The organism is Salinicoccus sp. HZC-1 (assembly GCF_046736035.1).
In the GTDB taxonomy this organism is placed as follows: Bacteria; Bacillota; Bacilli; order Staphylococcales; family Salinicoccaceae; genus Salinicoccus.
Window position 1 is genome coordinate 303,859 of the sequence record NZ_CP177130.1, and the last position, 23,580, is coordinate 327,438.

The 23,580-nt window shown below is 43.2% G+C and carries 19 protein-coding genes, 6 tRNA genes and 3 rRNA genes; 26 read left to right on the top strand and 2 right to left on the bottom strand.

What is annotated here, in order from left to right:
- Positions 1 to 26: 26 nt before the first annotated feature.
- Positions 27 to 1,475, bottom strand: coding sequence for an alpha-amylase (locus ACKRAT_RS01545; RefSeq protein WP_411843365.1), 1,449 nt, complete (start codon positions 1,473 to 1,475; stop codon positions 27 to 29).
- Between the two features lie 96 nt (positions 1,476 to 1,571).
- Here ACKRAT_RS01545 and ACKRAT_RS01550 point away from each other — a divergent pair, with 96 nt between their 5' ends.
- From ACKRAT_RS01550 to rocF, 13 genes are all read left to right on the top strand, one after another.
- Positions 1,572 to 1,733, top strand: a complete 162-nt coding sequence (locus ACKRAT_RS01550; RefSeq protein ID WP_411843366.1) for a hypothetical protein — start codon at positions 1,572 to 1,574, stop codon at positions 1,731 to 1,733.
- 126 nt (positions 1,734 to 1,859) lie between these two features.
- Positions 1,860 to 2,909, top strand: a complete 1,050-nt coding sequence (locus ACKRAT_RS01555) for an Mrp/NBP35 family ATP-binding protein (protein ID WP_411843367.1) — start codon at positions 1,860 to 1,862, stop codon at positions 2,907 to 2,909.
- A gap of 17 nt (positions 2,910 to 2,926) precedes the next feature.
- Complete coding sequence (locus ACKRAT_RS01560; protein WP_411843368.1) at positions 2,927 to 3,700, top strand: KinB-signaling pathway activation protein; 774 nt, start codon at positions 2,927 to 2,929, stop codon at positions 3,698 to 3,700.
- 405 nt (positions 3,701 to 4,105) lie between these two features.
- Positions 4,106 to 5,657: ribosomal RNA gene (locus tag ACKRAT_RS01565) — 16S ribosomal RNA — on the top strand.
- Between the two features lie 232 nt (positions 5,658 to 5,889).
- Positions 5,890 to 8,778: ribosomal RNA gene (locus ACKRAT_RS01570) — 23S ribosomal RNA — on the top strand.
- A 97-nt stretch (positions 8,779 to 8,875) separates the two neighbouring features.
- Positions 8,876 to 8,990, top strand: a 5S ribosomal RNA gene (rrf, locus tag ACKRAT_RS01575).
- Together the 16S, 23S and 5S rRNA genes with 6 tRNA genes alongside form the textbook arrangement of a ribosomal RNA operon.
- Positions 8,991 to 9,015: 25 nt before the next feature.
- Positions 9,016 to 9,090: transfer RNA gene (locus ACKRAT_RS01580), tRNA-Asn, on the top strand.
- Positions 9,091 to 9,121: 31 nt separating this feature from the next.
- A tRNA-Glu gene (locus tag ACKRAT_RS01585) sits at positions 9,122 to 9,193 on the top strand.
- A gap of 5 nt (positions 9,194 to 9,198) precedes the next feature.
- Positions 9,199 to 9,274, top strand: a tRNA-Val gene (locus ACKRAT_RS01590).
- 1 nt (position 9,275) lies between these two features.
- Positions 9,276 to 9,359: transfer RNA gene (locus ACKRAT_RS01595), tRNA-Tyr, on the top strand.
- Positions 9,360 to 9,371: 12 nt separating this feature from the next.
- A tRNA-Gln gene (locus ACKRAT_RS01600) sits at positions 9,372 to 9,446 on the top strand.
- Between the two features lies 1 nt (position 9,447).
- Positions 9,448 to 9,520, top strand: a tRNA-Lys gene (locus ACKRAT_RS01605).
- 146 nt (positions 9,521 to 9,666) lie between these two features.
- Positions 9,667 to 10,578, top strand: a complete 912-nt coding sequence (rocF, locus tag ACKRAT_RS01610; protein ID WP_411843369.1) for an arginase — start codon at positions 9,667 to 9,669, stop codon at positions 10,576 to 10,578.
- A gap of 59 nt (positions 10,579 to 10,637) precedes the next feature.
- Here rocF and ACKRAT_RS01615 read toward each other — a convergent pair whose 3' ends face one another.
- On the bottom strand, positions 10,638 to 11,102 hold the full coding sequence (locus ACKRAT_RS01615; protein WP_411843370.1) for an ArsR/SmtB family transcription factor: 465 nt from the start codon (positions 11,100 to 11,102) through the stop codon (positions 10,638 to 10,640).
- A 164-nt stretch (positions 11,103 to 11,266) separates the two neighbouring features.
- Between ACKRAT_RS01615 and ACKRAT_RS01620 the strand changes: the two genes are divergently transcribed.
- The 13 genes from ACKRAT_RS01620 (at position 11,267) to ACKRAT_RS01680 (ending at position 23,525) form a co-directional block, all read left to right on the top strand.
- Positions 11,267 to 12,214 carry a helix-turn-helix domain-containing protein gene (locus tag ACKRAT_RS01620; RefSeq protein ID WP_411843371.1) on the top strand — a complete coding sequence of 316 codons (948 nt, stop codon included), beginning with the start codon at positions 11,267 to 11,269 and terminating at the stop codon, positions 12,212 to 12,214.
- A 23-nt stretch (positions 12,215 to 12,237) separates the two neighbouring features.
- A complete protein-coding gene (cdaA, locus tag ACKRAT_RS01625; protein WP_411843372.1) occupies positions 12,238 to 13,059 on the top strand; it encodes a diadenylate cyclase CdaA in 822 nt (273 codons plus the stop codon).
- The gene (locus ACKRAT_RS01630) at positions 13,046 to 13,981 is read left to right on the top strand and encodes a YbbR-like domain-containing protein (protein ID WP_411843373.1); all 936 of its coding nucleotides are present in this window, start codon (positions 13,046 to 13,048) and stop codon (positions 13,979 to 13,981) included. Before cdaA ends, ACKRAT_RS01630 begins: the two co-directional genes overlap by 14 nt.
- Before the next feature lie 31 nt (positions 13,982 to 14,012).
- Positions 14,013 to 15,368: a phosphoglucosamine mutase gene (gene glmM, locus ACKRAT_RS01635; protein WP_411843374.1), complete on the top strand. Its 1,356-nt coding sequence runs from the start codon at positions 14,013 to 14,015 to the stop codon at positions 15,366 to 15,368.
- Positions 15,369 to 15,708: 340 nt separating this feature from the next.
- Positions 15,709 to 17,511, top strand: a complete 1,803-nt coding sequence (gene glmS, locus ACKRAT_RS01640) for a glutamine--fructose-6-phosphate transaminase (isomerizing) (RefSeq protein WP_411843375.1) — start codon at positions 15,709 to 15,711, stop codon at positions 17,509 to 17,511.
- Between the two features lie 101 nt (positions 17,512 to 17,612).
- Entirely contained in the window at positions 17,613 to 18,329 is a 717-nt protein-coding gene (locus ACKRAT_RS01645; protein WP_411843376.1) for a deoxynucleoside kinase, read from the top strand.
- A gap of 759 nt (positions 18,330 to 19,088) precedes the next feature.
- Positions 19,089 to 19,430 (top strand): hypothetical protein, encoded by a 342-nt coding sequence (locus ACKRAT_RS01650; protein ID WP_411843377.1) that lies wholly within the window; start codon positions 19,089 to 19,091, stop codon positions 19,428 to 19,430.
- 238 nt (positions 19,431 to 19,668) lie between these two features.
- Positions 19,669 to 20,478, top strand: coding sequence for a SurA N-terminal domain-containing protein (locus ACKRAT_RS01655; RefSeq protein WP_411843378.1), 810 nt, complete (start codon positions 19,669 to 19,671; stop codon positions 20,476 to 20,478).
- 230 nt (positions 20,479 to 20,708) lie between these two features.
- Entirely contained in the window at positions 20,709 to 20,807 is a 99-nt protein-coding gene (locus tag ACKRAT_RS01660; protein ID WP_411843379.1) for a helix-turn-helix domain-containing protein, read from the top strand.
- Between the two features lie 11 nt (positions 20,808 to 20,818).
- Entirely contained in the window at positions 20,819 to 21,904 is a 1,086-nt protein-coding gene (locus ACKRAT_RS01665; RefSeq protein ID WP_411843380.1) for a hypothetical protein, read from the top strand.
- A gap of 100 nt (positions 21,905 to 22,004) precedes the next feature.
- Complete coding sequence (locus ACKRAT_RS01670) at positions 22,005 to 22,355, top strand: DUF2200 domain-containing protein (protein WP_411843381.1); 351 nt, start codon at positions 22,005 to 22,007, stop codon at positions 22,353 to 22,355.
- 154 nt (positions 22,356 to 22,509) lie between these two features.
- A complete protein-coding gene (locus ACKRAT_RS01675; RefSeq protein WP_411843382.1) occupies positions 22,510 to 23,067 on the top strand; it encodes a WD40/YVTN/BNR-like repeat-containing protein in 558 nt (185 codons plus the stop codon).
- Positions 23,064 to 23,525: a WD40/YVTN/BNR-like repeat-containing protein gene (locus ACKRAT_RS01680; RefSeq protein ID WP_411843383.1), complete on the top strand. Its 462-nt coding sequence runs from the start codon at positions 23,064 to 23,066 to the stop codon at positions 23,523 to 23,525. Before ACKRAT_RS01675 ends, ACKRAT_RS01680 begins: the two co-directional genes overlap by 4 nt.
- Positions 23,526 to 23,580 lie beyond the last annotated feature (55 nt).

A 23,580-nucleotide genomic window follows, 5' to 3' on the forward strand; every position in this document is an offset into this window, starting at 1 on the left:
AGGATGCCCTGTTTTTGAATCCTGTTCTATTTTTGGCCGTATACGCTGACTGACTGGCTGTTTACATGAAATTCAGCATTGCCCTCTTCATCAATCGTGATTTCATCATCTCTGTTGCCGGTATAATCCACCCAGACTTCTCCGCTGCGATGATCGCCAACATGCATTTTTTTAAAACCTTCTTCAAGGCCGTTCGACACCACGACTGCACACCCGGAGTTTTCAGCTTCCTCACTGCCGAAGCGGACCCAGCCTATAGTGTTGCGGTGATCGAAATAATCTTCCTGGTCGCCATATGCCAGGTGTTGTCGCGCGGTCAGTAAAACGTCGATGGCCTCTTTTTTTCCATCGATATCATATTCTCCATCGATACCATAGTAATCTCCGTAAAATACACAGGGATATCCGTCCTCTCTAAGGAGAATCAATGCATATGCAGACTGCTTAAACCAATCTGCGACGAATGATTCCAGGGATTCCCCCGGCTGAGTGTCATGGTTGTCGACAAACGTGACTGCGTTCCACGGGTTTTCTTTCATTAAGGAGTCTTCGAAAATCTTTGTGAGGTCATATTTTTCTTTTTCCTCGCCAGCCGAGAAAAAGTTATAGTGCAGCTTAACATCGAACAGATCGATATCAAATTCAACATCTTCCAGAAAGTCCTCATTTGCCTCGAGTTCCGGATTCCAGTATTCCCCGAAGAAATATATATCCCGTGAAGCATGTTCGGTAATTTCTTCAATGAAGCGTTTTATAAAGTTACTGTCGATATGTTTTACAGCATCCAGTCGATATCCATCCGCATCCAGTTCGTCTGTCAGCCACTTTCCCCATCCGATTATTTCTTCCTGAACTTCAGGATGTGCATAGTTAATATCGGAATACATTAAGAAATCGTAATTCCCGTGCTCACCGTCGACATTGTCGCTCCAGTCCTTGCCCTCTCCCATAATCTTGAATATTCCATTCCTGTCTTCTTTGGCATCATAGTCCACACCGGTAAAAAGATTGAAATTCCATTTGAAATCACTATATTTTCCATTCCGTCCGGGGAACGTGAAACGGGTATATCCTTCTATATCAAAAGGCTCGGAAATCTCATCATCCCGATCCTCCTCTTTAACTTCTATCACCTGGAACGTTTCTTTCTCGTCTCCGCCAGCTTTATGATTCAGCACCAAATCGAGATAGACGAGAAGACCCGCATCTTTACACGCTTTAATCGCTTTCTGAAGCTGTTCTTTCGTACCATACTTAGTTCTGACACTGCCTTTTTGATCGAACTCACCTAAGTCATAAACGTCATAAACGGCGTAGCCTGGGTTTGAAGGGTGGTCTGCCTTTGTCGGCGGCGGCAGCCAGACGCCATCGAATCCCATTTCTTTTATTCTGCCGGCTTCTTTCGATAAATGGTTCCAGTGCTCTCCGTCGTCGGGGGAGTGCCATTCAAAATACTGCATAAGGGTTAAATTCATATATGTCCAATTCCTTTCAAGGGTAATACTCTAATATATCCAATATAAAAATTTTTAACCGGAGGAAATTGAAATACCATCAGTTTTTTTGAAATAATGAATAAGACTATTGGCAATCTGGCATTCCTCTCTATCCTTGGTGCTGTAACAGTTGCCTTTGCTATCAGCTTTGGAATGGGCGACAGAGCATTTGCTGAAAAGCAGCTCCGAAAGTTTGAAAACAAAGTGAATAAGGAAGACCGTAATGATATACAGTAAAGCTTAATCACAAACGTTTTAATCCAAACACTTTATACACAGAGTGTTTGGATTTTTTTTGATTATATAAGGAAGATGTTGTGTTATCATGGAGATATTAAGCATAGTCGTAAAGGAGAATTTTTAATGATTACGAGAGATCAAGTAGAAGAAATTGTTGGTAATATAGATGATCCGGTACTGAACGTTCCAATTTCTGAAACAGAAGGTATTCAGGAGATTAGCATTAAAGAAGAAAAGAATCACGTCAGCGTTAAAGTGGCTATTGGTCGTCTTGGGGGCCAGGAACAGCTCGATTTGCAGATGAAGATTGTTAATGCTGTTAAGGAAGCGGGTGCTGATTCGGTTGGACTCAGATTCGATGAACTCGATGAAGAAACAATTGAACGTCACCGCGGTACTGCAGGCAGCGAAGTTGAAAATCGTTTTCAGGATAGTGATACAGAATTTATCGCAATTGCATCCGGTAAAGGCGGCGTAGGTAAATCAACAGTCGCAGTGAACCTTGCAGTTGCTCTTGCCGACAAAGGAAAGAGAGTCGGACTGATCGATGCGGATATATATGGTTTCAGTGTACCGGATATGATGGGAATCACTGATAAACCTGGTATAGAGGATAAAACATTGATTCCGGTGGAACGTTTTGGTGTCAAAGTGATTTCTATGGCATTCTTTGTTGAGGAGAATACTCCGGTTATATGGAGAGGTCCAATGCTCGGTAAGATGGTCAATAGTTTCTTCGATGAGGTAGAATGGGGAGAATTGGATTATCTGCTGCTGGACTTGCCGCCGGGTACAGGAGACGTTGCACTGGATGTACATCAGTTGTTACCGCACAGTAAAGAGATTATCGTAACGACACCGCACCCGACTGCAGCGTTTGTAGCAGCGAGAGCAGGGGCGATGGCACAGCATACAGATCATGAAATACTCGGTGTAATTGAGAACATGAGTTACTTCGAAAGTAAGAACACAGGTGAAAAGGAATATATCTTTGGTAAAGGCGGCGGCGAAAAACTCGCACAGGAACTGCAGGTGCCACTTCTCGGCCAGCTCCCACTGGGGCAGCCCGATTGGGATGAATCAGATTTCGCGCCATCAGTCTACAGTGAAAATGATGAAATCGGACAAGCTTACCGTAGGATTGCACAAAATGTAATCCAAGAGAGTGAATAGGCGGAGGAAAGAAAAGCATGACATCGAAATACTTAGTTAAATTTTATTTTAGAACGCTCCTGCTCGGAATGATCATTACTGCAATCATCAGCCTGATTACTGAATATGAGAATGTCACCCATTATCTATTTGAAGGACAGATTGGTGAATTTCTGGCAGGGCTCGTATGGTTTTTAGGATATGGGCTGCTCATAGCGACAGTCAGCCAGGTTGCTTTCTTCATATACCTGTTTCTCCATCCGTTAGGTATGGGGATATTCGGGAAGATATGGCCGTATATCCAGCTCCTGCTTGTGATGTATGCGATATTTGATCTCTTCTATCTAAGATTTTATAGATTTGGGGTAGAGGCAGGTCAGGTCTGGAGCTTTATCTGGATTCCAATCCTCGTTGTCGCAGCAGGTTTTATTGTCGCGAGAATGAAAAACAGAGCAACTGATGGTGCGAACATTTTCATACCGGCTCTCTTCTATATGATATTCATGACTTCCATTACTCTCATTCCATTTTTAAGTGTAGAAGATACTTCATGGATCTATAGATCGGTGTTTACTCTTATTATATGTAATGCAGTTCAGCTTTTAACACTGCCGGGTTATATAGAAGCCTCCGAAAAAGAGAAGGCAGAACGCGGAAGAGTGACTAAGAGCGATATCAATGAACAGAAGAGAGAAGAATTAAGAATGCAGGAAGCAGAACAAAAGAAAAAAGAAGAGTCGCAAACTAAGAGAAGAAAGAACATGAAATACAAAAGTAAGACAAGAATGGCAAGGGAAGAGAAAAATAAATAAGCCCTAAACCCTTACAGGCAGCGCATTTGCGCTGCTTTTCTTTTTGAAAGTATAAAACTACAATTTAATTATTAATCAAATCGTTGACACAAAACCGCTGACTTGGTAAGATATATCTTGTCGCTGAAACAAGGCGGACAAAACACAGACGAATACCAACAAGTACTCAAACAACACGAAAAACAAAAAAACAAAAAAAGTGCTTGCAATTGAGAAGTCAGGGTGTTATGATAATAAAGCAACACAAAAACGAGAACATTGAAAACTGAATGACAATATGTCAACGTTAATTCCGATAATTAATGAGGTTCAACACAGTTGAACTTCCCGACATTGAGGCGAACAATAGAAAACGCAAACAGATACTGTCAGCAGTATCGCGAAGAGCTCTAGACGAGCTTTCCAATTATGGAGAGTTTGATCCTGGCTCAGGATGAACGCTGGCGGCGTGCCTAATACATGCAAGTCGAACGCGAAACCGAGGAGCTTGCTCCTTGGGATCGAGTGGCGGACGGGTGAGTAACACGTAGGCAACCTGCCCATCAGCCGGGGATAACTACGGGAAACCGTAGCTAATACCGGATAACCCTTACTGCCGATGGCGGTAAGTTGAAAGGCGGTCTTCGGGCTGCCGCTGATGGATGGGCCTGCGGCGCATTAGCTAGTTGGTGGGGTAAGGGCCTACCAAGGCGACGATGCGTAGCCGACCTGAGAGGGTGATCGGCCACACTGGGACTGAGACACGGCCCAGACTCCTACGGGAGGCAGCAGTAGGGAATCTTCCGCAATGGACGAAAGTCTGACGGAGCAACGCCGCGTGAGTGAAGAAGGGTTTCGGCTCGTAAAACTCTGTTGTTAAGGAAGAACGCCGGTGAGAGTAACTGCTCACCGGGTGACGGTACTTAACCAGAAAGCCACGGCTAACTACGTGCCAGCAGCCGCGGTAATACGTAGGTGGCAAGCGTTATCCGGAATTATTGGGCGTAAAGCGCGCGTAGGCGGTTTCTTAAGTCTGATGTGAAAGCCCCCGGCTCAACCGGGGAGGGTCATTGGAAACTGGGAGACTTGAGTGCAGAAGAGGAGAGTGGAATTCCATGTGTAGCGGTGAAATGCGCAGAGATATGGAGGAACACCAGTGGCGAAGGCGGCTCTCTGGTCTGTAACTGACGCTGATGTGCGAAAGCGTGGGGATCAAACAGGATTAGATACCCTGGTAGTCCACGCCGTAAACGATGAGTGCTAAGTGTTAGGGGGTTTCCGCCCCTTAGTGCTGCAGCTAACGCATTAAGCACTCCGCCTGGGGAGTACGGCCGCAAGGTTGAAACTCAAAGGAATTGACGGGGACCCGCACAAGCGGTGGAGCATGTGGTTTAATTCGAAGCAACGCGAAGAACCTTACCAAATCTTGACATCCTCTGACAGCCATGGAGACATGGTTTCCCTTCGGGGCAGAGTGACAGGTGGTGCATGGTTGTCGTCAGCTCGTGTCGTGAGATGTTGGGTTAAGTCCCGCAACGAGCGCAACCCTTATTACTAGTTGCCAGCATTCAGTTGGGCACTCTAGTGAGACTGCCGGTGACAAACCGGAGGAAGGTGGGGATGACGTCAAATCATCATGCCCCTTATGATTTGGGCTACACACGTGCTACAATGGGCAGGAACAAAGGGCAGCGAGACCGCGAGGTTCAGCGAATCCCATAAAACTGCTCTCAGTTCGGATTGGAGTCTGCAACTCGACTCCATGAAGCTGGAATCGCTAGTAATCGTGGATCAGAATGCCACGGTGAATACGTTCCCGGGTCTTGTACACACCGCCCGTCACACCACGAAAGTCAGTAACACCTGAAGCCGGTGGGCTAACCCTTTTGGGAAGCAGCCGTCGAAGGTGGGACCGATGATTGGGGTGAAGTCGTAACAAGGTAGCCGTATCGGAAGGTGCGGCTGGATCACCTCCTTTCTAAGGAATATTACGGAGCGGAATTGACGTTTGACATATTGTATTCAGTTTTGAATGTTTTCTGTATTTACAGAAGCATTCGCAAAATATGTACATTGAAAACCGGATAGAGAAGCAATAAATGATTTTTAACCGAAAATCAAAGCGTAGAAAACCGAGAACTAAGATTTAAAAGAGTTCAAAAAACACGCGTTGTATCGCTGTAGGAGCGATACACTCACAAATTCATTGCGATTAAGTAATGAAGGGCGCACGGTGGATGCCTTGGCACTAAGAGCCGATGAAGGACGGAACCAACACCGATATGCTTCGGGGAGCTGTAAGTAGGCGTTGAACCGAAGATTTCCGAATGGGGGAACCCAGCACATTTTTATGTGTTACCGGTCAGTGAATACATAGCTGACGCGGAGGTAGACCCGGGGAACTGAAACATCTCATTACCCGGAGGAAGAGAAAGAAAAATCGATTCCCTGAGTAGCGGCGAGCGAAACGGGAAGAGCCCAAACCAGCTTCGGCTGGGGTTGTAGGACACCGATAATCGGTGGAATGTAAAGCTGAATGGTCTGGAAAGGCCGACCGCAGGGGGTAACAGTCCCGTAGGCATCATACATTCCACCGAGCGGTGGATCCTGAGTACGGCGGAACACGAGGAATTCCGTCGGAATCCGGGAGGACCATCTCCCAAGGCTAAATACTCCTTAGTGACCGATAGTGAACCAGTACCGTGAGGGAAAGGTGAAAAGCACCCCGGAAGGGGAGTGAAATAGATCCTGAAACCGTGTGCCTACAAGTAGTCAGAGCCCGTTAATGGGTGATGGCGTGCCTTTTGTAGAATGAACCGGCGAGTTGTGATTACATGCAAGGTTAAGCAGCGAATGCGGAGCCGCAGCGAAAGCGAGTCTGAAGAGGGCGACAGAGTATGTGATTGCAGACCCGAAACCAGGTGATCTACCCATGTCCAGGCTGAAGTCCAGGTAACACTGGATGGAGGGCCGAACCGACTTACGTTGAAAAGTGACCGGATGAGGTGTGGGTAGCGGAGAAATTCCAATCGAACCTGGAGATAGCTGGTTCTCTCCGAAATATATTTAGGTATAGCCTCATGACAGCATCGTGGAGGTAGAGCACTGTTTGGACGAGGGGCCCATCCCGGGTTACCGAATTCAGACAAACTCCGAATGCCATCGATGCGATTCATGGGAGTCAGACAGCGGGTGATAAGGTCCGTTGTCGAGAGGGAAACAGCCCAGACCACCAGTTAAGGTCCCAAAATATATGTTAAGTGGAAAAGGATGTGGCGTTGCACAGACAACTAGGATGTTGGCTTAGAAGCAGCCATCATTTAAAGAGTGCGTAATAGCTCACTAGTCAAGTGACGCTGCGCCGAAAATGTACCGGGGCTAAACATATTACCGAAACTGTGGATTAATGTATATTAATGGTAGGAGAGCGTTCCAATGGCAGAGAAGCATGATCGTGAGGACATGTGGAGCGATTGGAAGTGAGAATGCCGGTGTGAGTAGCGAAAGACGGGTGGGAATCCCGTCCACCGAATGACTAAGGTTTCCAGAGGAAGGCTCGTCCGCTCTGGGTTAGTCGGGACCTAAGCCGAGGCAGAGATGCGTAGGCGATGGCCAACAGGCAGAAATTCCTGTACCGGTGATATCCGTTTGAGTGATTGTGGTGACGCAGTAGGATAGATGGAGCGTGCGAAAGGTAGAGCACGTTCAAGCAGTGAGTGGTCAGGGCAGGCAAATCCGCCCTGTGATACCATGAGCTGTGATGAGGAGCCGAAAATAGTAGGCGAAGCCATTGATTTCACACTGCCAAGAAAAGCCGCTAGCGAGGATGATCACCGCCCGTACCGTAAACCGACACAGGTAGTTGGGAAGAGAATTCTAAGGTGAGCGAGCGAACTCTCGTTAAGGAACTCGGCAAAATGACCCCGTAACTTCGGGAGAAGGGGTGCTCATAGAGATATGAGCCGCAGTGAATAGGCCCAAGCGACTGTTTATCAAAAACACAGGTCTCTGCCAAACCGAAAGGTGAAGTATAGGGGCTGACGCCTGCCCGGTGCTGGAAGGTTAAGAGGAGCGCTCAGCGTAAGCGAAGGTGCGAATCGAAGCCCCAGTAAACGGCGGCCGTAACTATAACGGTCCTAAGGTAGCGAAATTCCTTGTCAGGTAAGTTCTGACCCGCACGAAAGGCGCAACGATTTGGGCACTGTCTCAACGAGAGGCTCGGTGAAATCATAGTACCTGTGAAGATGCAGGTTACCCGCGACAGGACGGAAAGACCCCGTGGAGCTTTACTGTAACCTGATATTGAATCTGGACCTCACCTGTACAGGATAGGTGGGAGCCAAAGAAGTGTGGACGCCAGTCTACATGGAGGCAGTGGTGGGATACCACCCTGGTGATGTTGAGATTCTAACCCGCGCCCGTAATCCGGGCGGGAGACAGTGTCAGGTGGACAGTTTGACTGGGGCGGTCGCCTCCTAAAGAGTAACGGAGGCGCTCAAAGGTTCCCTCAGAATGGTTGGAAATCATTCATAGAGTGTAAAGGTATAAGGGAGCTTGACTGCGAGACATACAGGTCGAGCAGGGTCGAAAGACGGACTTAGTGATCCGGTGGTTCCGCATGGAAGGGCCATCGCTCAACGGATAAAAGCTACCCCGGGGATAACAGGCTTATCTCCCCCAAGAGTTCACATCGACGGGGAGGTTTGGCACCTCGATGTCGGCTCATCGCATCCTGGGGCTGTAGTCGGTCCCAAGGGTTGGGCTGTTCGCCCATTAAAGCGGTACGCGAGCTGGGTTCAGAACGTCGTGAGACAGTTCGGTCCCTATCCGTCGTGGGCGTAGGAAATTTGAGAGGCGCTGTCCTTAGTACGAGAGGACCGGGATGGACATACCACTGGTGTACCAGTTGTCGTGCCAACGGCATCGCTGGGTAGCTATGTATGGCCGGGATAAGTGCTGAAAGCATCTAAGCATGAAGCCCCCCTCAAGATGAGATTTCCCCATTAGATCCCTCAGAGATGATGAGGTAGATAGGTTCGGCGTGTACGTGTGGCAACACATTCAGCGGACGAATACTAATCGATCGATGACTTATTCAAGAATTTAATGAAGAAACCGTGTTCGGTTTCTGCGCGAGATATTGCTTCTATCCGGTTTTGAATGTGACATATCACATTCCCCATATGTAAGACACTGTCCGGCGGCGATGGCGGAGAGGCCACACCTGTTCCCATGCCGAACACAGCAGTTAAGCTCTCCAGCGCCGATGGTAGTTGGATGAACGTCCCGTGAGAGTAGGACGCTGCCGGGCAGTGTATTTTTTATTTTATAGTTATTCCACAGTAGCTCAGTGGTAGAGCTATCGGCTGTTAACCGATCGGTCGTAGGTTCGAGTCCTACCTGTGGAGCCATTTTTTTGTTTAAATACATATAGTATATTTTGGCCCGTTGGTCAAGCGGTTAAGACACCGCCCTTTCACGGCGGTAACACGGGTTCGAGTCCCGTACGGGTCATATTCGGAGAATTAGCTCAGCTGGGAGAGCATCTGCCTTACAAGCAGAGGGTCGGCGGTTCGAACCCGTCATTCTCCACCACGGAGGGGTAGCGAAGTGGCTAAACGCGGCGGACTGTAAATCCGCTCCTTCGGGTTCGGCAGTTCGAATCTGCCCCCCTCCACCATTCTAATATTATTGGGCTATAGCCAAGCGGTAAGGCAACGGATTTTGGTTTCGTCATGCGAAGGTTCGAATCCTTCTAGCCCAGCCATGAGCCATTAGCTCAGTTGGTAGAGCATCTGACTTTTAATCAGAGGGTCAGAGGTTCGAATCCTCTATGGCTCATCTTTCGACATCTTCTTTTGAAGGTGTCTTTTTTTTGCCCTTTTATGCATAATTCCGGTTAATTTTACATTTTTATAAATCGTTGCATAAATATCCGATGTTGTATAAACTGATAATTACATCAGATTTAAAAAGGGGATTTTTTTATGAATCATAAGGTAGACATTATAGGAGCTTCTACTTGTTTCGGGCAGCCTAAGCTTGGGGTAGACTTTGGTCCTGATGCAATTAGATATGCCGGACTCGTAAAGGCATTGGAAATTCAGGGCATGAATGTAGAAGATAAAGGAAATATAACAGGACAGTATAAAGTGGATCCAACACTCCACTCTGTAAAAGAGGAGTTTGGACTGCTCAATTTTGAAGAAGTAAAAGACTTTAGCATTGAGCTGGCAGAAGAAGTTGAAAGCTCGGTTAAGCTGGGACGTTTTCCATTAATACTCGGGGGTGACCATTCACTCGCTATTGGTTCTATAGCTGGTATCAGCCCGCATTACGAAAACCTCGGAGTAATCTGGTATGATGCTCATGGTGACTTAAACGACAGTGAAACATCGCCTTCCGGCAATATACATGGAATGCCGCTGGCAATTTCCTGTGGTTTGGGACATGAAAGTTTAGTAAATCTGCATTATCCCGGTTCCAAAGTAAAACCGGAGAACGTTGTATTGATTGGCGTCAGAGATCTCGATGTTGGAGAGAGAGAATACATTAAAGAGAATAATATTCTGACGTTCACAGCCACGGACGTAAAAGAAAAGGGTATTGCCAAGATCATGAAAGAATCGGCAGACTACTTAAAAGGCAGAGTCGATGGTGTGCATCTATCACTAGATGTCGATGGACTGGATCCTATGGAAACACCTGGCACCGGCACTCCGGTAGATGGGGGAATGTCACTGGCCGAAACACAGCTTGCCATGAGCATGCTGCATGATTCCGATCTCGTTACATCCATGGATCTTGTCGAAGTAAATCCATTGCTTGATGAGAAAAACATGACTGCTGAAAAAGCTGTTGAAATCGCTTCATTCTTATTTGGAAAGAAACAGCTTTAAATAAGCCAAATAAAAAGGGATATCATCACTGTTGGATGGTATCCCTTAATATATTATATTTAATCATCACTATCATCACCTAAAGGCATAATTTGTACTTTGTACTCGCTGACACCTTTTGCATTCTTCTTTTCCGAGTGTTTCTTTACAAAGTTTTTTAAATCTTTTTTGAACGGTTTTAAGTCATCTTCTTTAATGTTTAAATTATAAGACATACTGTCTTTCTTCTTTTCATCCGGGACATATTTCAGCAGATCGATGTTAGGAACCACTTTTTTGGCAACAGGTTCATAAAATTTTTGTATAATGCTATTCTTCTCTTCTGTTTTTACAACATGAATGATTCCATTCTTCAAAAGCTCATTAAGATGATAATGAATTTTAGCCCTGGGTATATCAAGTTCATCTGCAAGATTTTGACCTGTCTTCGGCTTTTCGCCAAGCATAGTCAGGAGCTCGATTCTGAATGGGTCACTGACACTTTTTAATTGGGCAAGGTTATCAATAACCAATAATTTTTTCATGAAGAAACACCCCTTATGAGATATATTTATAGTATGATTAACTGTAAATAGCTTGTCAATCAAATAAACATCTATTTACAAAAGTTGCCGGCCCTTTAATCATTTGTTGCATAATTGCGAATTTGGTATGATGTAACTGTTACTACAGTGAAAGGGGCACCATTATGATCGGACAGAGAATTAAAGAAATACGCAATAATAACAATCTGACGCAAGAAGAATTGGCGGACGGCATCATTTCAAGAACATATCTCAGTTTGATAGAGAAGGGAAGTGTGCACCCTTCTACAAATGTCCTGATTAAGCTGAGTGAGAGATTGAATTGCTCAGTCAATGATTTTATGCAGGAAGTGTCCCATTTCCGATATAATGATGTGGAAATACTTCGGGAAATTGCCTATTATGAACAGAAGATAGAAAGTGATGATTTTCAATCGGTGCTCTCGTTTATAGATAAAGAATATGAAATAGTTGATCAGATTCCACCGCAGGACAGCGGGCGTATCCATTTGATTTATGCAAAGTATTATAATAAGGTTGGTGAGTTGAGAAAAGAGAAACATCATGTGGACCGTGCACTGCAGCTGCTGTCAACAATCTCAATCAATCAGGCGTACATCGATGCGATCATTTTGAAAACACGGATACTCGTATCAAAAGGGGAAGTGGGAGAGGCCCTGGATCTGCTGGAGGATACACTCTTTATCATTTTGAGACTTACTGAACTCGATTTGGGAATCATAAGGATCATGTTTGAAATTGCGGAGTGTTATCATATTAAAGAGGAATATTTTACATCTTCGAGGTTCATTGACCGGCTGAAACGACAATCGGAAATCCTTCATATAGATTATAAAAAGCAGAAGCTGAATCTTCTGGAAGCAAAAAATTTAGCGATGCTGGGCTCGTTTGGGAGACTGGAACAAATCACAGATCATTCCGAAGAACCTTCCATGGTGCTTTTGAATTGCTTTGCCAGCTTTAAAAATGGCAACATTAAAGAATGTGAAAGCCGGTTTAAGAGCATGGGAATAGAAAAAAGCATGTTCAGGGGGGACCCGGTTTTGTCCGATATTCATAGCGTGTTGGAAAAACGTTTGGATTTTATTTGAAATACTAAGAGAGGGACGGCATTATGCAGACAGACAATCTTTTTGAAAACATCACCACGGCAGCCATAATAACGAGCATTGTCGATTTGCTGATTGTTTGGTATGTACTGTACCTTCTGATTACTGTAATGAAAGGTACAAAAGCCATCCAGCTGATTAAAGGGATATTCTTTATTTTAATTGGCCGTGCAGTCAGTAATTTTTTCGATCTTGCTACTACTACACAAATGTTCGATACCGTTTTAGAATGGGGTTTTTTGGCGATTATTGTAATATTCCAGCCGGAACTCAGACGGGCACTTGAACAGCTTGGGCGCGGCAGCCTGTTCCGTACAAGTACAACAAGCGGTAGCCCCGAGCACGATAAGATGCGGGAAGCCATGGTGAAATCGATCAGATACATGGCAAAGCGCCGGATTGGAGCACTCATCGTTTTTGAGAAAGAGACAGGGTTGAAAGATTATATCGAGACAGGTATTCCTATAAACGGGAATATATCATCAGAACTATTAATTAACATATTTATACCGAATACACCATTGCACGATGGAGCGATGATTGTACAAGGGGATAGGATTGCGACTGCAGCAAGTTACTTACCACTGTCCGACAGTAATAAAATTGCTAAAAACCTGGGTACGAGACACAGAGCAGCAGTTGGTGTTTCAGAAGTGACCGATGCTTTTACAATTGTTGTTTCAGAAGAAACGGGTAATATTTCTGTGACATATGACAGTAAGTTAACGAAAGAAATATCGCTTGAAGAACTCGATTCCATGCTGAAAACGCATTGGAGTCTACTCCCGTCACTGAAGGAAGGAGGCGGACTATTTGCTAGAAAGTAAATGGGGACTGAGGTTTGTTGCCCTTGCCCTTGCATTGTTCATGTTCCTTTCGGTCAATGATGTCTTCGTTAATCTTTTCAGCGATGAAGGTGAAACCACAGAGTCTGAAATGATTGAAGGCGTTCCGGTGGAATTATTATATGATGAGGAAAATTATTATGTATCCGGTGCCCCGAAGGAAGTTAACTTGCAACTTTACGGTAATAACTCCAACGTCAAAAGGCTGCAGACAACACGGGATTTCAACGTTTACCTGGATTTAAGAAACCGTGAAGTCGGGGAGTACGAAGAGCATTTCACCGTAGAAGGACTGCCGGATAATGTCACGGCAGAAGTCGTTCCGGAAACTGCAAATATCAATATTCAGGAGCAGGTTACGAGAACTTTTGAAGTGCAGGCTGAAGTGAGTGAGAGCCGGATTGCACCGAGCCATCAGCTTTCTGAACTTAAAGTAATACCAAGTACAGTTACTGTCATGGGTGGAGAAAGTGAAATGAATCGGATACAATATGTACGTGCCACCTTAAATGATAGTTCAAGAATTACAGGAGACCGGGTGGAAGAAGCTGAAGTAAGTGTATTTGATTCACAATTTAATAAGCTTGACGTTCGTATAGACCCTACAGATGTCAGGGTCGAGATTGCAGTAGACGAACGCAGTAAGGAAGTACCGGTGAATCATGAAGTGACAGGCAGTGTTGCAGACGGTCATAATTTGGAAGATGTAACACTTAATTATGACAAGGTAAAAATATTCGGAAGTGAAGAAGTCCTTGCGGATATTGAAACTGTTGATGTTGAGGTAAATGTCGAAGGCATGGGTAATTCCGAAACGAAAGATATAGAAATGGATTTACCTGAGGACGTCAGTAAGACTGAACCAGCAGTACTTCAGGCAGAGATTGAGATTACTGAAGATTAACTAATACAACTCGACGAAAAAGGAGAAAGACATGGGTAAATATTTTGGAACTGATGGAGTAAGAGGTGTCGCGAACACAGAGCTTACCCCCGAACTGGCATTTAAATTAGGAAGATTTGGTGGATATATACTATCCGGACAAAAAGAAAAAGACAAGCCTACTGTATTGGTAGGCCGTGATACACGAATCTCAGGAGAAATGCTGGAGTCGGCATTAGTAGCAGGATTGCTTTCCATTGGAGCAGAAGTAATGCGGCTCGGAATTATCTCAACTCCCGGTGTTGCATTTCTTACAAGGGAAATGGAAGCAGATGCAGGGGTAATGATTTCAGCATCCCATAACCCGGTGGGAGATAATGGGATTAAATTCTTTGGTTCAGACGGATTCAAACTTTCAGACGCACAAGAAGCAGAAATTGAGAAACTTCTTGATGCAGGAGAAGACACTGCCCCAAGACCAACAGGGACAGAACTTGGCCACAAATCTGATTACTTCGAAGGCGGACAAAAATATGTAAGCTATCTCAAGTCCACAATCGATACTGACTTTGAAGGTCTGAAGATTGCTCTTGATGGCGCTCATGGCTCAACATATTCACTGGCGCCTTACTTATTTGGAGATCTGGAAGCAGATACTGTGACTGTGGGATGTAATCCGGATGGCACAAACATTAATGAAGGCGTTGGTTCTACACATCCTGGAAAACTTGTTGAATTGGTTAAAGAAGAGGAAGCTGACTTCGGGCTGGCGTTCGATGGAGACGGAGATCGCATTATTGCTGTAGACGAAAATGGTCAGATTGTCGATGGAGACAAAATCATGTTCATCCTGGCACAGCATTTAAAATCAGAAGGTCTGCTGAAAGATGATATGGTAGTTTCAACTGTCATGAGCAACCTGGGCTTCTACAAAGCACTGGAAGCCCATGGCTTGAACAGTAATAAAACCAAAGTCGGAGACCGCTACGTGGTAGAAGAAATGAAGTCCGGCGGCTACTCCCTCGGCGGAGAACAATCCGGTCATATTATCATGATGGACTACAACACTACAGGTGATGGTCTATTAACCGGTGTTCATCTCGCGGCAATCGTTAAAGAATCCGGCAAAAAGCTGAGTGAACTTGCAGCCCAGGTCGAGACATTCCCTCAGGAGCTCGTTAACGTGCGTGTGACAGACAAATACAATGTAGTGAGTAACGACCTCGTTTCTGCCAAAATTGACGAAGTGGAAGCGGATATGGACGGCAATGGGCGTGTTCTGGTCCGTGCTTCCGGTACAGAACCACTTGTACGTGTTATGGTAGAAGCAGAAACTGAAGAGTTGGCTGATAAATACAGCAAAGATATTTCAGAAGTTGTCAAAACGGAAATGGGTCTCGACGAATAATAAAACAATAGTTCAGCCGGTCCGAAATTTCGGACCGGCTTTTTAAATTGAGTATTTATAAGTGTCATTTTCTAAAGGATGTATGGGAATTTCAGGTTGCAGTATATACATATATCCATTACAATGTGAATGCTGACTGAAAAGGAGGACAGAGTGAGGTTAATATAATCGGAATAGCGCCTGAGCAGGTACTGCCTGCTGACGAGGAGGACAGTGATCGATTTTCGGCGGATACTGTCCCGGATACTGAAGTATTCGTGAGACCGGATGTTAAAACTGTTGAGTGATTAACAGGACAGAGCAACGGAACTTAAGACAGAAGCGGAAAGGGAGTTAATATATGTGCGGAATAGTTGGATATATCGGAAATGATGATGTGAAAGAGATCTTGCTCAAAGGTCTGGAAAAAATGGAATACCGTGGTTATGATTCTGCAGGAATCGGAATCAGAAGCGATGAAGAGGTAAAAGTATTTAAAGAAAAAGGCCGTATTAAAGATCTTAGGGAAAAAGTAGATGCGGATTTCGATGCTACGGTAGGTATTGGGCATACGAGATGGGCAACACATGGTGTGCCTAACGTAGTCAATGCGCACCCGCATCAGAGTATAAACGGCCGTTTTACACTCGTTCATAACGGTGTCATAGAAAACTATGAACAGATCAGAGCTGAATATATACCGAATATTGATCTGGTTTCCAGTACAGATACTGAAATCATCGTTGAATTGATTGCAAAGTTCGCAGAAGATGGCATGACTACAGAAGATGCATTTAATAAGACTTTAAATGAACTGCACGGTTCTTATGCACTCGGTCTATTGGATGAAGAGGATCCGGATGTTATTTATGTGGCGAAGAATAAATCACCTTTATTGCTCGGGAAAGGTGAAGAGTTCAATGTTATCACTTCAGATGCGATGGCAATGCTTCAGATTACCAACGAATTTGTTGAATTGATGGATGGAGAAATTGTACTTCTTAAAAAAGATGAAATCATCATTAAAGATAAATTGGGACACGTAGTGGAAAGGGATTCCTATATTGCTGAAATCGATGAGAGTGATACGGAAAAAGGAACTTATGACCACTACATGCTCAAAGAAATCAATGACCAGCCGGCAGCGATGAGAAAAATCATCCAGAAATACCAGGATGAAGACGAGAATCTGAAAATCGATCCAGCAATCATCAAACAGTTGGGAGATGCAGATAGATTGTACATCATCGCGGCAGGAACAAGCTATCATGCCGGGCTGATCGGTAAAGAATATTTCGAGAAATGGGCAGGGGTGCCGACAGAAGTACATGTCGCTTCAGAATTCGTGTATAATACGCCGATGCTCTCAGAAAACCCGTTGTTCATCTTCATTTCACAATCCGGAGAAACAGCGGACAGCCGCGCGGTATTGGTGGAAATTAAGAAACTCGGACATCAGTCACTCACAGTGACAAACGTCCCGGGATCGACACTTTCACGTGAGGCGGACCAGACACTCACACTCTACGCCGGACCTGAAATTGCTGTGGCATCCACAAAAGCCTACACTGCACAAATCGCGGTTCTTTCCATCCTTGCGCAGGTTGCTGCAAGAGAACTTGGAAAAGACACAGGCATCAATCTTATGACAGAACTGGCTAAAGTCACAACAGCAATCACGGCAATCATCGACGATGCGCCGCAGATTGAGCAGATCGTCAACGAGTATCTTGAAACAACAAGAAATGCGTTCTTCATCGGCAGAACAATGGACTATTATGTCGGTCTTGAAGGTGCACTCAAGCTTAAAGAAATTTCCTATATCCAGGCAGAAGGATTTGCCGGCGGGGAGCTCAAGCACGGTACAATCGCACTGATTGAAGAAAATACGCCGGTATTCGCACTTTCAACACAGGAGAAAGTTAACCTGAATATCCGGGGCAACGCACAGGAAGTGGAAGCACGCGGAGCCAAAGTATGCATGGTATCGATGGAAGGGCTCGAGCAGGATGGAGACACTTATGTGATACCACATGTACATGAAATGCTGACACCGCTCGTATCCGTAGTTGTGTATCAGTTCATTGCATACTATGCGGCACTGCATCGCGGCAATGATGTGGATAAGCCGAGAAACCTGGCGAAATCCGTTACAGTGGAATAATGGAATATGAAACTATAGTAAGCTGCTCCGTATCATCGGAATGATGAACGGAGCTTTTACTGTTTTAAAGAATAAATTTAGAATATATTTTGGTGAATATTATGAACTATGGAAAAGGTGAAGGAAATATGATTACATTGGCAGGGACAATAGGCGTAGGAAAAACAGAATGGGGCAAAGTAATCGCAAAACATTTTGGTGTTGAATTATTGGAGGAGAAAGTGGATGGCAATCCATTTCTTGCAAAGTACTATGAAGACCCGGAAAGATACAGTTTTCATTTACAGATATTTTTCCTGAATCACAGATTCAGCGCTATAAAAGAAGCAATGGCACATCCGAATTCAGTACTGGATCGTTCCATTTATGAAGATGCCATGATTTTTGCCAGGCTTCAGTACGAAAACGGCTCAATGGATGAAGCGGAATACGCTACATATCTGGAATTACATGAAAATATGATGGAAGAATTGGCTGATTTATATAAGCAGCAGGTTTTACTTAAAAAATCACCTGATCTGATGGTGATGGTACATGGATCGTTTGCTGAAATCATGAGAAGAATTAAAAAACGCGGAAGACCATATGAACAAATCGATGGGAACCCGGAATTATACCGGTACTATCAGGATATGTATGACATGTATGAAAAGAATTTCGTGCCGGATTACCTGGATAAGAATATATCACCTGTTTATGTCATAGATATTGATAAAATGGATATCTTCAATCCGCAGGATGTAAAAACAGTGATGGATGGAATTGAGGAAACGCTGAAGAGAGAAAGAGGTTTTGTATTTCCTGAAGAATTGGAATGAATTTTTAAATACAAAAATGTACTTAAATAATCTAATTTCAAGACCGGAGTGCTTCTGATGTAAATCAGCAGACTCCGGTTTTTTTTACGTCCGAAAGAAAGGGAGAGATGGAGAGTTATAGATAGGTTGCTTTTTAGATAAATACATTATATGGGAAGTTCATTTCTATTATAATTCTAAAATGATAAAGTGTTATTAATATCGTTTTATTTATCATCTTTTACATAAAAATTGGAACGCTGACAAAATAGGTTATCAATATGAAAAAATGAGTGCGGAATTCCGGCTCTTATTGCGCTCGTTGGAATTTTATTCATATGAGTTTTTACGCTGAATGATAAGGATAGCACGCAAATCACAGAGAACTTACAGAGTAAATAAGATTCAAGGCAGCATTCTGAGTGATTAATATGACCGCAATCCATTGTCGGCTTTAGTGATATTTGAAGCGGAAATGACAAATTTCCGTAAAGGATCCTGGACATATCGCGCTTTAAGAAATACGTTGTATAACGGTTTATGGGAAGAAAGCTTTCCATCGGAGAAGATGAAAATTAAAAAGCATTTATTCAGAAAAATATTTATCACTTGAACATATGAGGAAATTAGTGGTGTCAGTAAAAATGTATGTTGTCAATTAACATTAAAAAGGAATTGCCGTATAACAATATAACTATTACTTTAATAATTCTGTGGGTTCATTCACACTAAAGGTGCTTTTCAGGAAGGCACTCTGTATGACTAAAGGAGAGATATCTATTGGAATCTAAAGAAATAGAGAATTATTTTAAAGCAGATAATGCAGAAGAATTACTTCAAGCCTTAAAGAATAAAGAGTCCTACATAATTATACGGGGAGACTTTAAAAAAGACTTTGAGAAAAACACACAACTGCCTCTTACAGATACAGAAGAAATGTCATTTGAATTAGGGTTTCGTGGAACGGGACGGATTTGGAGTGAGGCATTCTACCAGCTCATTAATGTATTTGGAAAAGGAAATAAACAACAAAAGAAAATTGACAGCAAAGTCCGTAATTATAATTTCAAAGAATTAAATAGGAATGAACTACTCTTATATTTAAAACAATTGGATTATTGAAGCACTGCGTAATTAGAAGAAAAGTCCACGTTGATAGATTAAAGAGCGGCATTGTTAGATAGGATAGTTCTGCTGATTGATATACATTAAAACAAGTTATTTATAAAAATTATTGCTGCACCGACATTGAATGTTCATAATTTTTGTTTGGATTTTATGAGTGAGCACATGATAAATGGACATTCGAATGTGATGTGTTAGAATGACCAACAATAATACATTATAAGGAGAATCAGTTATGAAGAAATGGTTAACAGGATTATCCATCACGGCTTCCATGCTTGTACTCGGAGCATGCGGCGGCGGAGATGAATCGGCAGAAGATACAGGAGATGCACATAAACAGCAGGAATCACAGGAACAGACAGCTTCAGGAAATGGTGAAGAGGGCAAAAATGCCGAAGGCGGCGGTGAGCAGCCGGAAATGCCAAAACCGGACATGGAAGGTGTGCCTGACGTTGTAGCTGAAGTGAATGGCGAAGAAGTGACGAAGGAAGAATTCAAGCAGAGCTATGAAGGACAATTCCAACAGACTGCTATGCAGCAACAGATGTCCGGAGAAGAAGTGAATCAGGATGAACTGAAAAAGCAGGTCGCTGATGGTATGGTTTCACAGGAACTGTTGATTCAGGAAACGGAAAATCGCAATATCAGTGCACCTGAAGAAGAAGTTAATAAAACAATAGACGAGATTGTTAAGCAAAATCAGATGAAATCCCAGGATGAGTTCTTTACTGCAATGGAAGAGCAGGGCATGAAAAAAGATGAAGTGATGTCCCAGGTTGAGACCCAGGTCAAAATGAATCAGCTGATTGCCGAAGAGACAGGTGATATTGAACCTTCAGAAGAAGAACTCAAAGGAATCTATGATCAGCAGAAAGAACAGATGTCACAGATGCAGAGTGAAGAAGGCGGGGGAGAAATGCCTTCCTTTGAAGAAATAAAACCGCAGATTAAAGAACAGGTTGTAAGTCAGAAAGAAGGCCAGGCAGCGCAGACACTTGCAGAAGAGTTGAAAAAGAAGTCTGATGTCAAAGTAAATCTATAAGCGATTTAAAGAACATACTCAGATGATTTGTATACGACTGATTTAGAAGATTACAATGAATAATAACTTCTCAATACCTCTTTGGATGATTATCCAGAGAGGTATTTTTATTAGAGGTCGTCAGAGAGAAACCCTATAGTTTCAATTCGTCCTTTCTATATCCGCTGCTTATATTATATTGAGTGTCTCCTATGGTGATATAATGGGCATAGAAGGTGAGGTGAAATACAGTGTATAGAGGCATTGAATGTAAGATCTATCCGAACGTGGCACAAGCAGAATTAATTAATACGACGTTCGGCATACCCGCTTCATATTACTGTCAGTAGGTGATTTAATAATGAATATAATCGATGCTTTCAATATCTTTTATAGAGAAGATGTAATTTCAGATTTCCTAAAAAGTTGTTTTGAAGATTCTCCTGAATTTATAAGGCACTTTTTAGGTGTGGCTGATGTTAATATACCGGCTGGAGCAGAATTTAAAATTTTCAATCGTCTTGGTTTGGGAAAAACAATCGGAACTCCCGATATGGTTATGGTTGAATGCAATAATGAAGTGCCTAAAATTATTGTGATAGAAAACAAACTGGGAACAGGTGAAGGTATTGAACAAACATTACGATATGAATCAGATATGGCAAAAGAACGTATGCTTAAAAAGTTAGGGGTTATATCGGCTGATTTTCATTTTATCTTTTTAACATTGGATACAACGGTAATTCCGGGAAGCTCTAACTTTAGGCAAATACATTACAGTGTATTCACAGGTCCTGGCTGGATGCTGCATGACTCGCAGCTAAAATTAATCTTTAATGATTTTAAAGAAAAGATACAAGACTTTTATGAACCTTTAACTGATCCAAAACAAGCATTATCATCTGACTGTCGGTTGGACAGCATGCAAAAGAAAATTTGTTGGCAAAAGATTTTATCTGAACAGTTTAAAAATCATTCTCAATTTAATATAGAATGGGGGGAGGTTGGCGGTGCCGGACGTAATAATTTCCTCTTTTTAATTTCCAAGAAAAATTGGCTATCTGAGAAACCGTTCCAGGAAGCGGGTTTGGCTAATACTTTTAATATCCATATCGATACTTATATTAATTTGCTGTCTTCTGACAAGCAAATGATTGAAAACATTGGCATACGTTATGAAACAAATCCATATAAACCACATAATAAAATAAATGAAGAACCTGAATACACACAATTCATTCAAAACAAACTTCACTTCACAGCCCTCTTTTATAATAATCTTAAAACTGTCTTTCCTGACAGTAAGAAACGAAACAGTAAACTTCTACTCGCAACGGTGCCGGTTGACCAATCGGATTTTGATAACAATGTACAGGATTATACAAATAGAGTGACTTTAATAGAAAGAGTGATTGATCAGACTTTAGAAGAAATACATAATAAGTAAATAACTGAACTATAACTCTTTACGTTTGTATGGTTTCTTCAGGTATAATTGTCTGACAGGATTTTTACATGGCGTCTTACAGAAAGGAATGAAGGGGATCATGACTAAACATAAGATTTATACGATGAAATTCTCAAGCGTTTACCCGCACTATGTGACTAAGGCTGAAAAGAAAGGCCGTACAAAAGAAGAAGTGGATGAAATCATCCGCTGGCTGACCGGCTACAGTCAGGAAGAACTGGAAGAACAATTGGAAAAAGGCACAGATTTTGAAAATTTCTTTGCAGAAGCGTCTGGAATGAATCCTTCCAGGAATATGATCAAAGGTGTGATTTGCGGTGTCCGGGTAGAAGACATCGAAGAACCACTGATGCAGGAAATCCGTTATTTGGATAAGATGATTGATGAATTGGCGAAAGGAAAAACGATGGAGAAAATCTTAAGAAAATAATCATTAATATTTCTGAATAAATGACCCTGTATTGTACCGAGGTCATTCTTATTATGCGGGTTTTGTCATATATATAAGGGGAAAGAGAGTTAATGAATAGATTTATAAATAAAAGAAGAAAAAAGCTTTGAGCATATTCATGAGGGGGCTGAAGATGGTGAAGACATTGTATTTCTCGGCTGGAAGTTCTGTTTATGAAATTAAAAAAGCGGATCGGAAATGGATTATGCAAGAAAAATCCGTACCGAATGTACTTTTATGCCTTGCAGCAGATCCGGATAATCCGGGAAGGCTGTATGGAGGGACATTTGACGATGGACTCTTTATCAGCGATGACAATGGTGAGACATGGAAACCGTCAGGCTCAGGCATCACTCATAATCGGGTGATGAGTATTGCCGTCAGTCCGACGGAAGTGGGAAATGGTTATCGCATAGTATGGGCAGGCACGGAACCGAGTGGTCTGTTCCGGTCTGAAGATGGTGGACAGACATGGATGGAATGTCCTGCATTGCTGGATTTGCCGTCAAAATCTTCATGGAGTTTTCCACCCCGTCCAGAGACCCATCATGTGCGGTGGATTGAGCCGGACAGGCATGATGAAAACCGGATATTTGTTGGAATTGAGCTCGGTGGTGTCATGAAAAGTGAAGATAGAGGGGAAACCTGGGAGATCGAAAACCGGAGTCTCAATATGACTGCCATACTTTGACGATGCATTCAAAAGCTTCCGGGCGGATTTATGAAGCCGCCGGCGGCGGATATGCTGAAAGTTTTGATTCAGGGGCAACATGGCAGACTGTCAACGATGGTCTTGAACCTTATAGCTATCTGGTTGGCATCGCAGTGGACCCAGGAGATGAAAACACGGTAGTGGCATCAGCAGCCAAAGGCCCCCGCAGTGCGTATGAACCGTCAAAGGCAGATACGATTTTAGTACGTCGTGAAAATGGAGAGGAATGGAAACCTGTTTATGAAGGGCTTCCCGATAGGGAAGGTTCCGCAATTTTTTCATTGGCTTCAGATCCTGATGATCCCGGTGTCTTCTATGGAATCAACAACCTTGGATTTTATATTTCCAAGGACTCGGGACTGACCTGGGATAAAACACCGGTAGACTGGTCGGAACACTTAAAAAGCAAAAGAACCCATTGGATGACACTGGGTTAAACAGTAAGCAGGGATGTCGGAGGATGTCTCTGTTTTTCTATGGATTTTTATTTTG

What these genes read in the sequence shown, in the direction of transcription:
- glmM (WP_411843374.1), top strand. Translation starts at nt 14,013, where the DNA reads ATGGGTAAATATTTTGGAACTGATGGAGTAAGAGGTGTCGCGAACACA.
- ACKRAT_RS01665 (WP_411843380.1), top strand. Translation starts at nt 20,819, where the DNA reads ATGAATATAATCGATGCTTTCAATATCTTTTATAGAGAAGATGTAATT.
- ACKRAT_RS01550 (WP_411843366.1), top strand. Translation starts at nt 1,572, where the DNA reads ATGAATAAGACTATTGGCAATCTGGCATTCCTCTCTATCCTTGGTGCT.
- rocF (WP_411843369.1), top strand. Translation starts at nt 9,667, where the DNA reads ATGAATCATAAGGTAGACATTATAGGAGCTTCTACTTGTTTCGGGCAG.
- ACKRAT_RS01645 (WP_411843376.1), top strand. Translation starts at nt 17,613, where the DNA reads ATGAACTATGGAAAAGGTGAAGGAAATATGATTACATTGGCAGGGACA.
- ACKRAT_RS01655 (WP_411843378.1), top strand. Translation starts at nt 19,669, where the DNA reads ATGAAGAAATGGTTAACAGGATTATCCATCACGGCTTCCATGCTTGTA.
- ACKRAT_RS01560 (WP_411843368.1), top strand. Translation starts at nt 2,927, where the DNA reads ATGACATCGAAATACTTAGTTAAATTTTATTTTAGAACGCTCCTGCTC.
- ACKRAT_RS01675 (WP_411843382.1), top strand. Translation starts at nt 22,510, where the DNA reads ATGGTGAAGACATTGTATTTCTCGGCTGGAAGTTCTGTTTATGAAATT.
- ACKRAT_RS01620 (WP_411843371.1), top strand. Translation starts at nt 11,267, where the DNA reads ATGATCGGACAGAGAATTAAAGAAATACGCAATAATAACAATCTGACG.
- ACKRAT_RS01670 (WP_411843381.1), top strand. Translation starts at nt 22,005, where the DNA reads ATGACTAAACATAAGATTTATACGATGAAATTCTCAAGCGTTTACCCG.
- glmS (WP_411843375.1), top strand. Translation starts at nt 15,709, where the DNA reads ATGTGCGGAATAGTTGGATATATCGGAAATGATGATGTGAAAGAGATC.
- ACKRAT_RS01615 (WP_411843370.1), bottom strand. Translation starts at nt 11,102, where the DNA reads ATGAAAAAATTATTGGTTATTGATAACCTTGCCCAATTAAAAAGTGTC.
- ACKRAT_RS01545 (WP_411843365.1), bottom strand. Translation starts at nt 1,475, where the DNA reads ATGAATTTAACCCTTATGCAGTATTTTGAATGGCACTCCCCCGACGAC.
- ACKRAT_RS01555 (WP_411843367.1), top strand. Translation starts at nt 1,860, where the DNA reads ATGATTACGAGAGATCAAGTAGAAGAAATTGTTGGTAATATAGATGAT.
- cdaA (WP_411843372.1), top strand. Translation starts at nt 12,238, where the DNA reads ATGCAGACAGACAATCTTTTTGAAAACATCACCACGGCAGCCATAATA.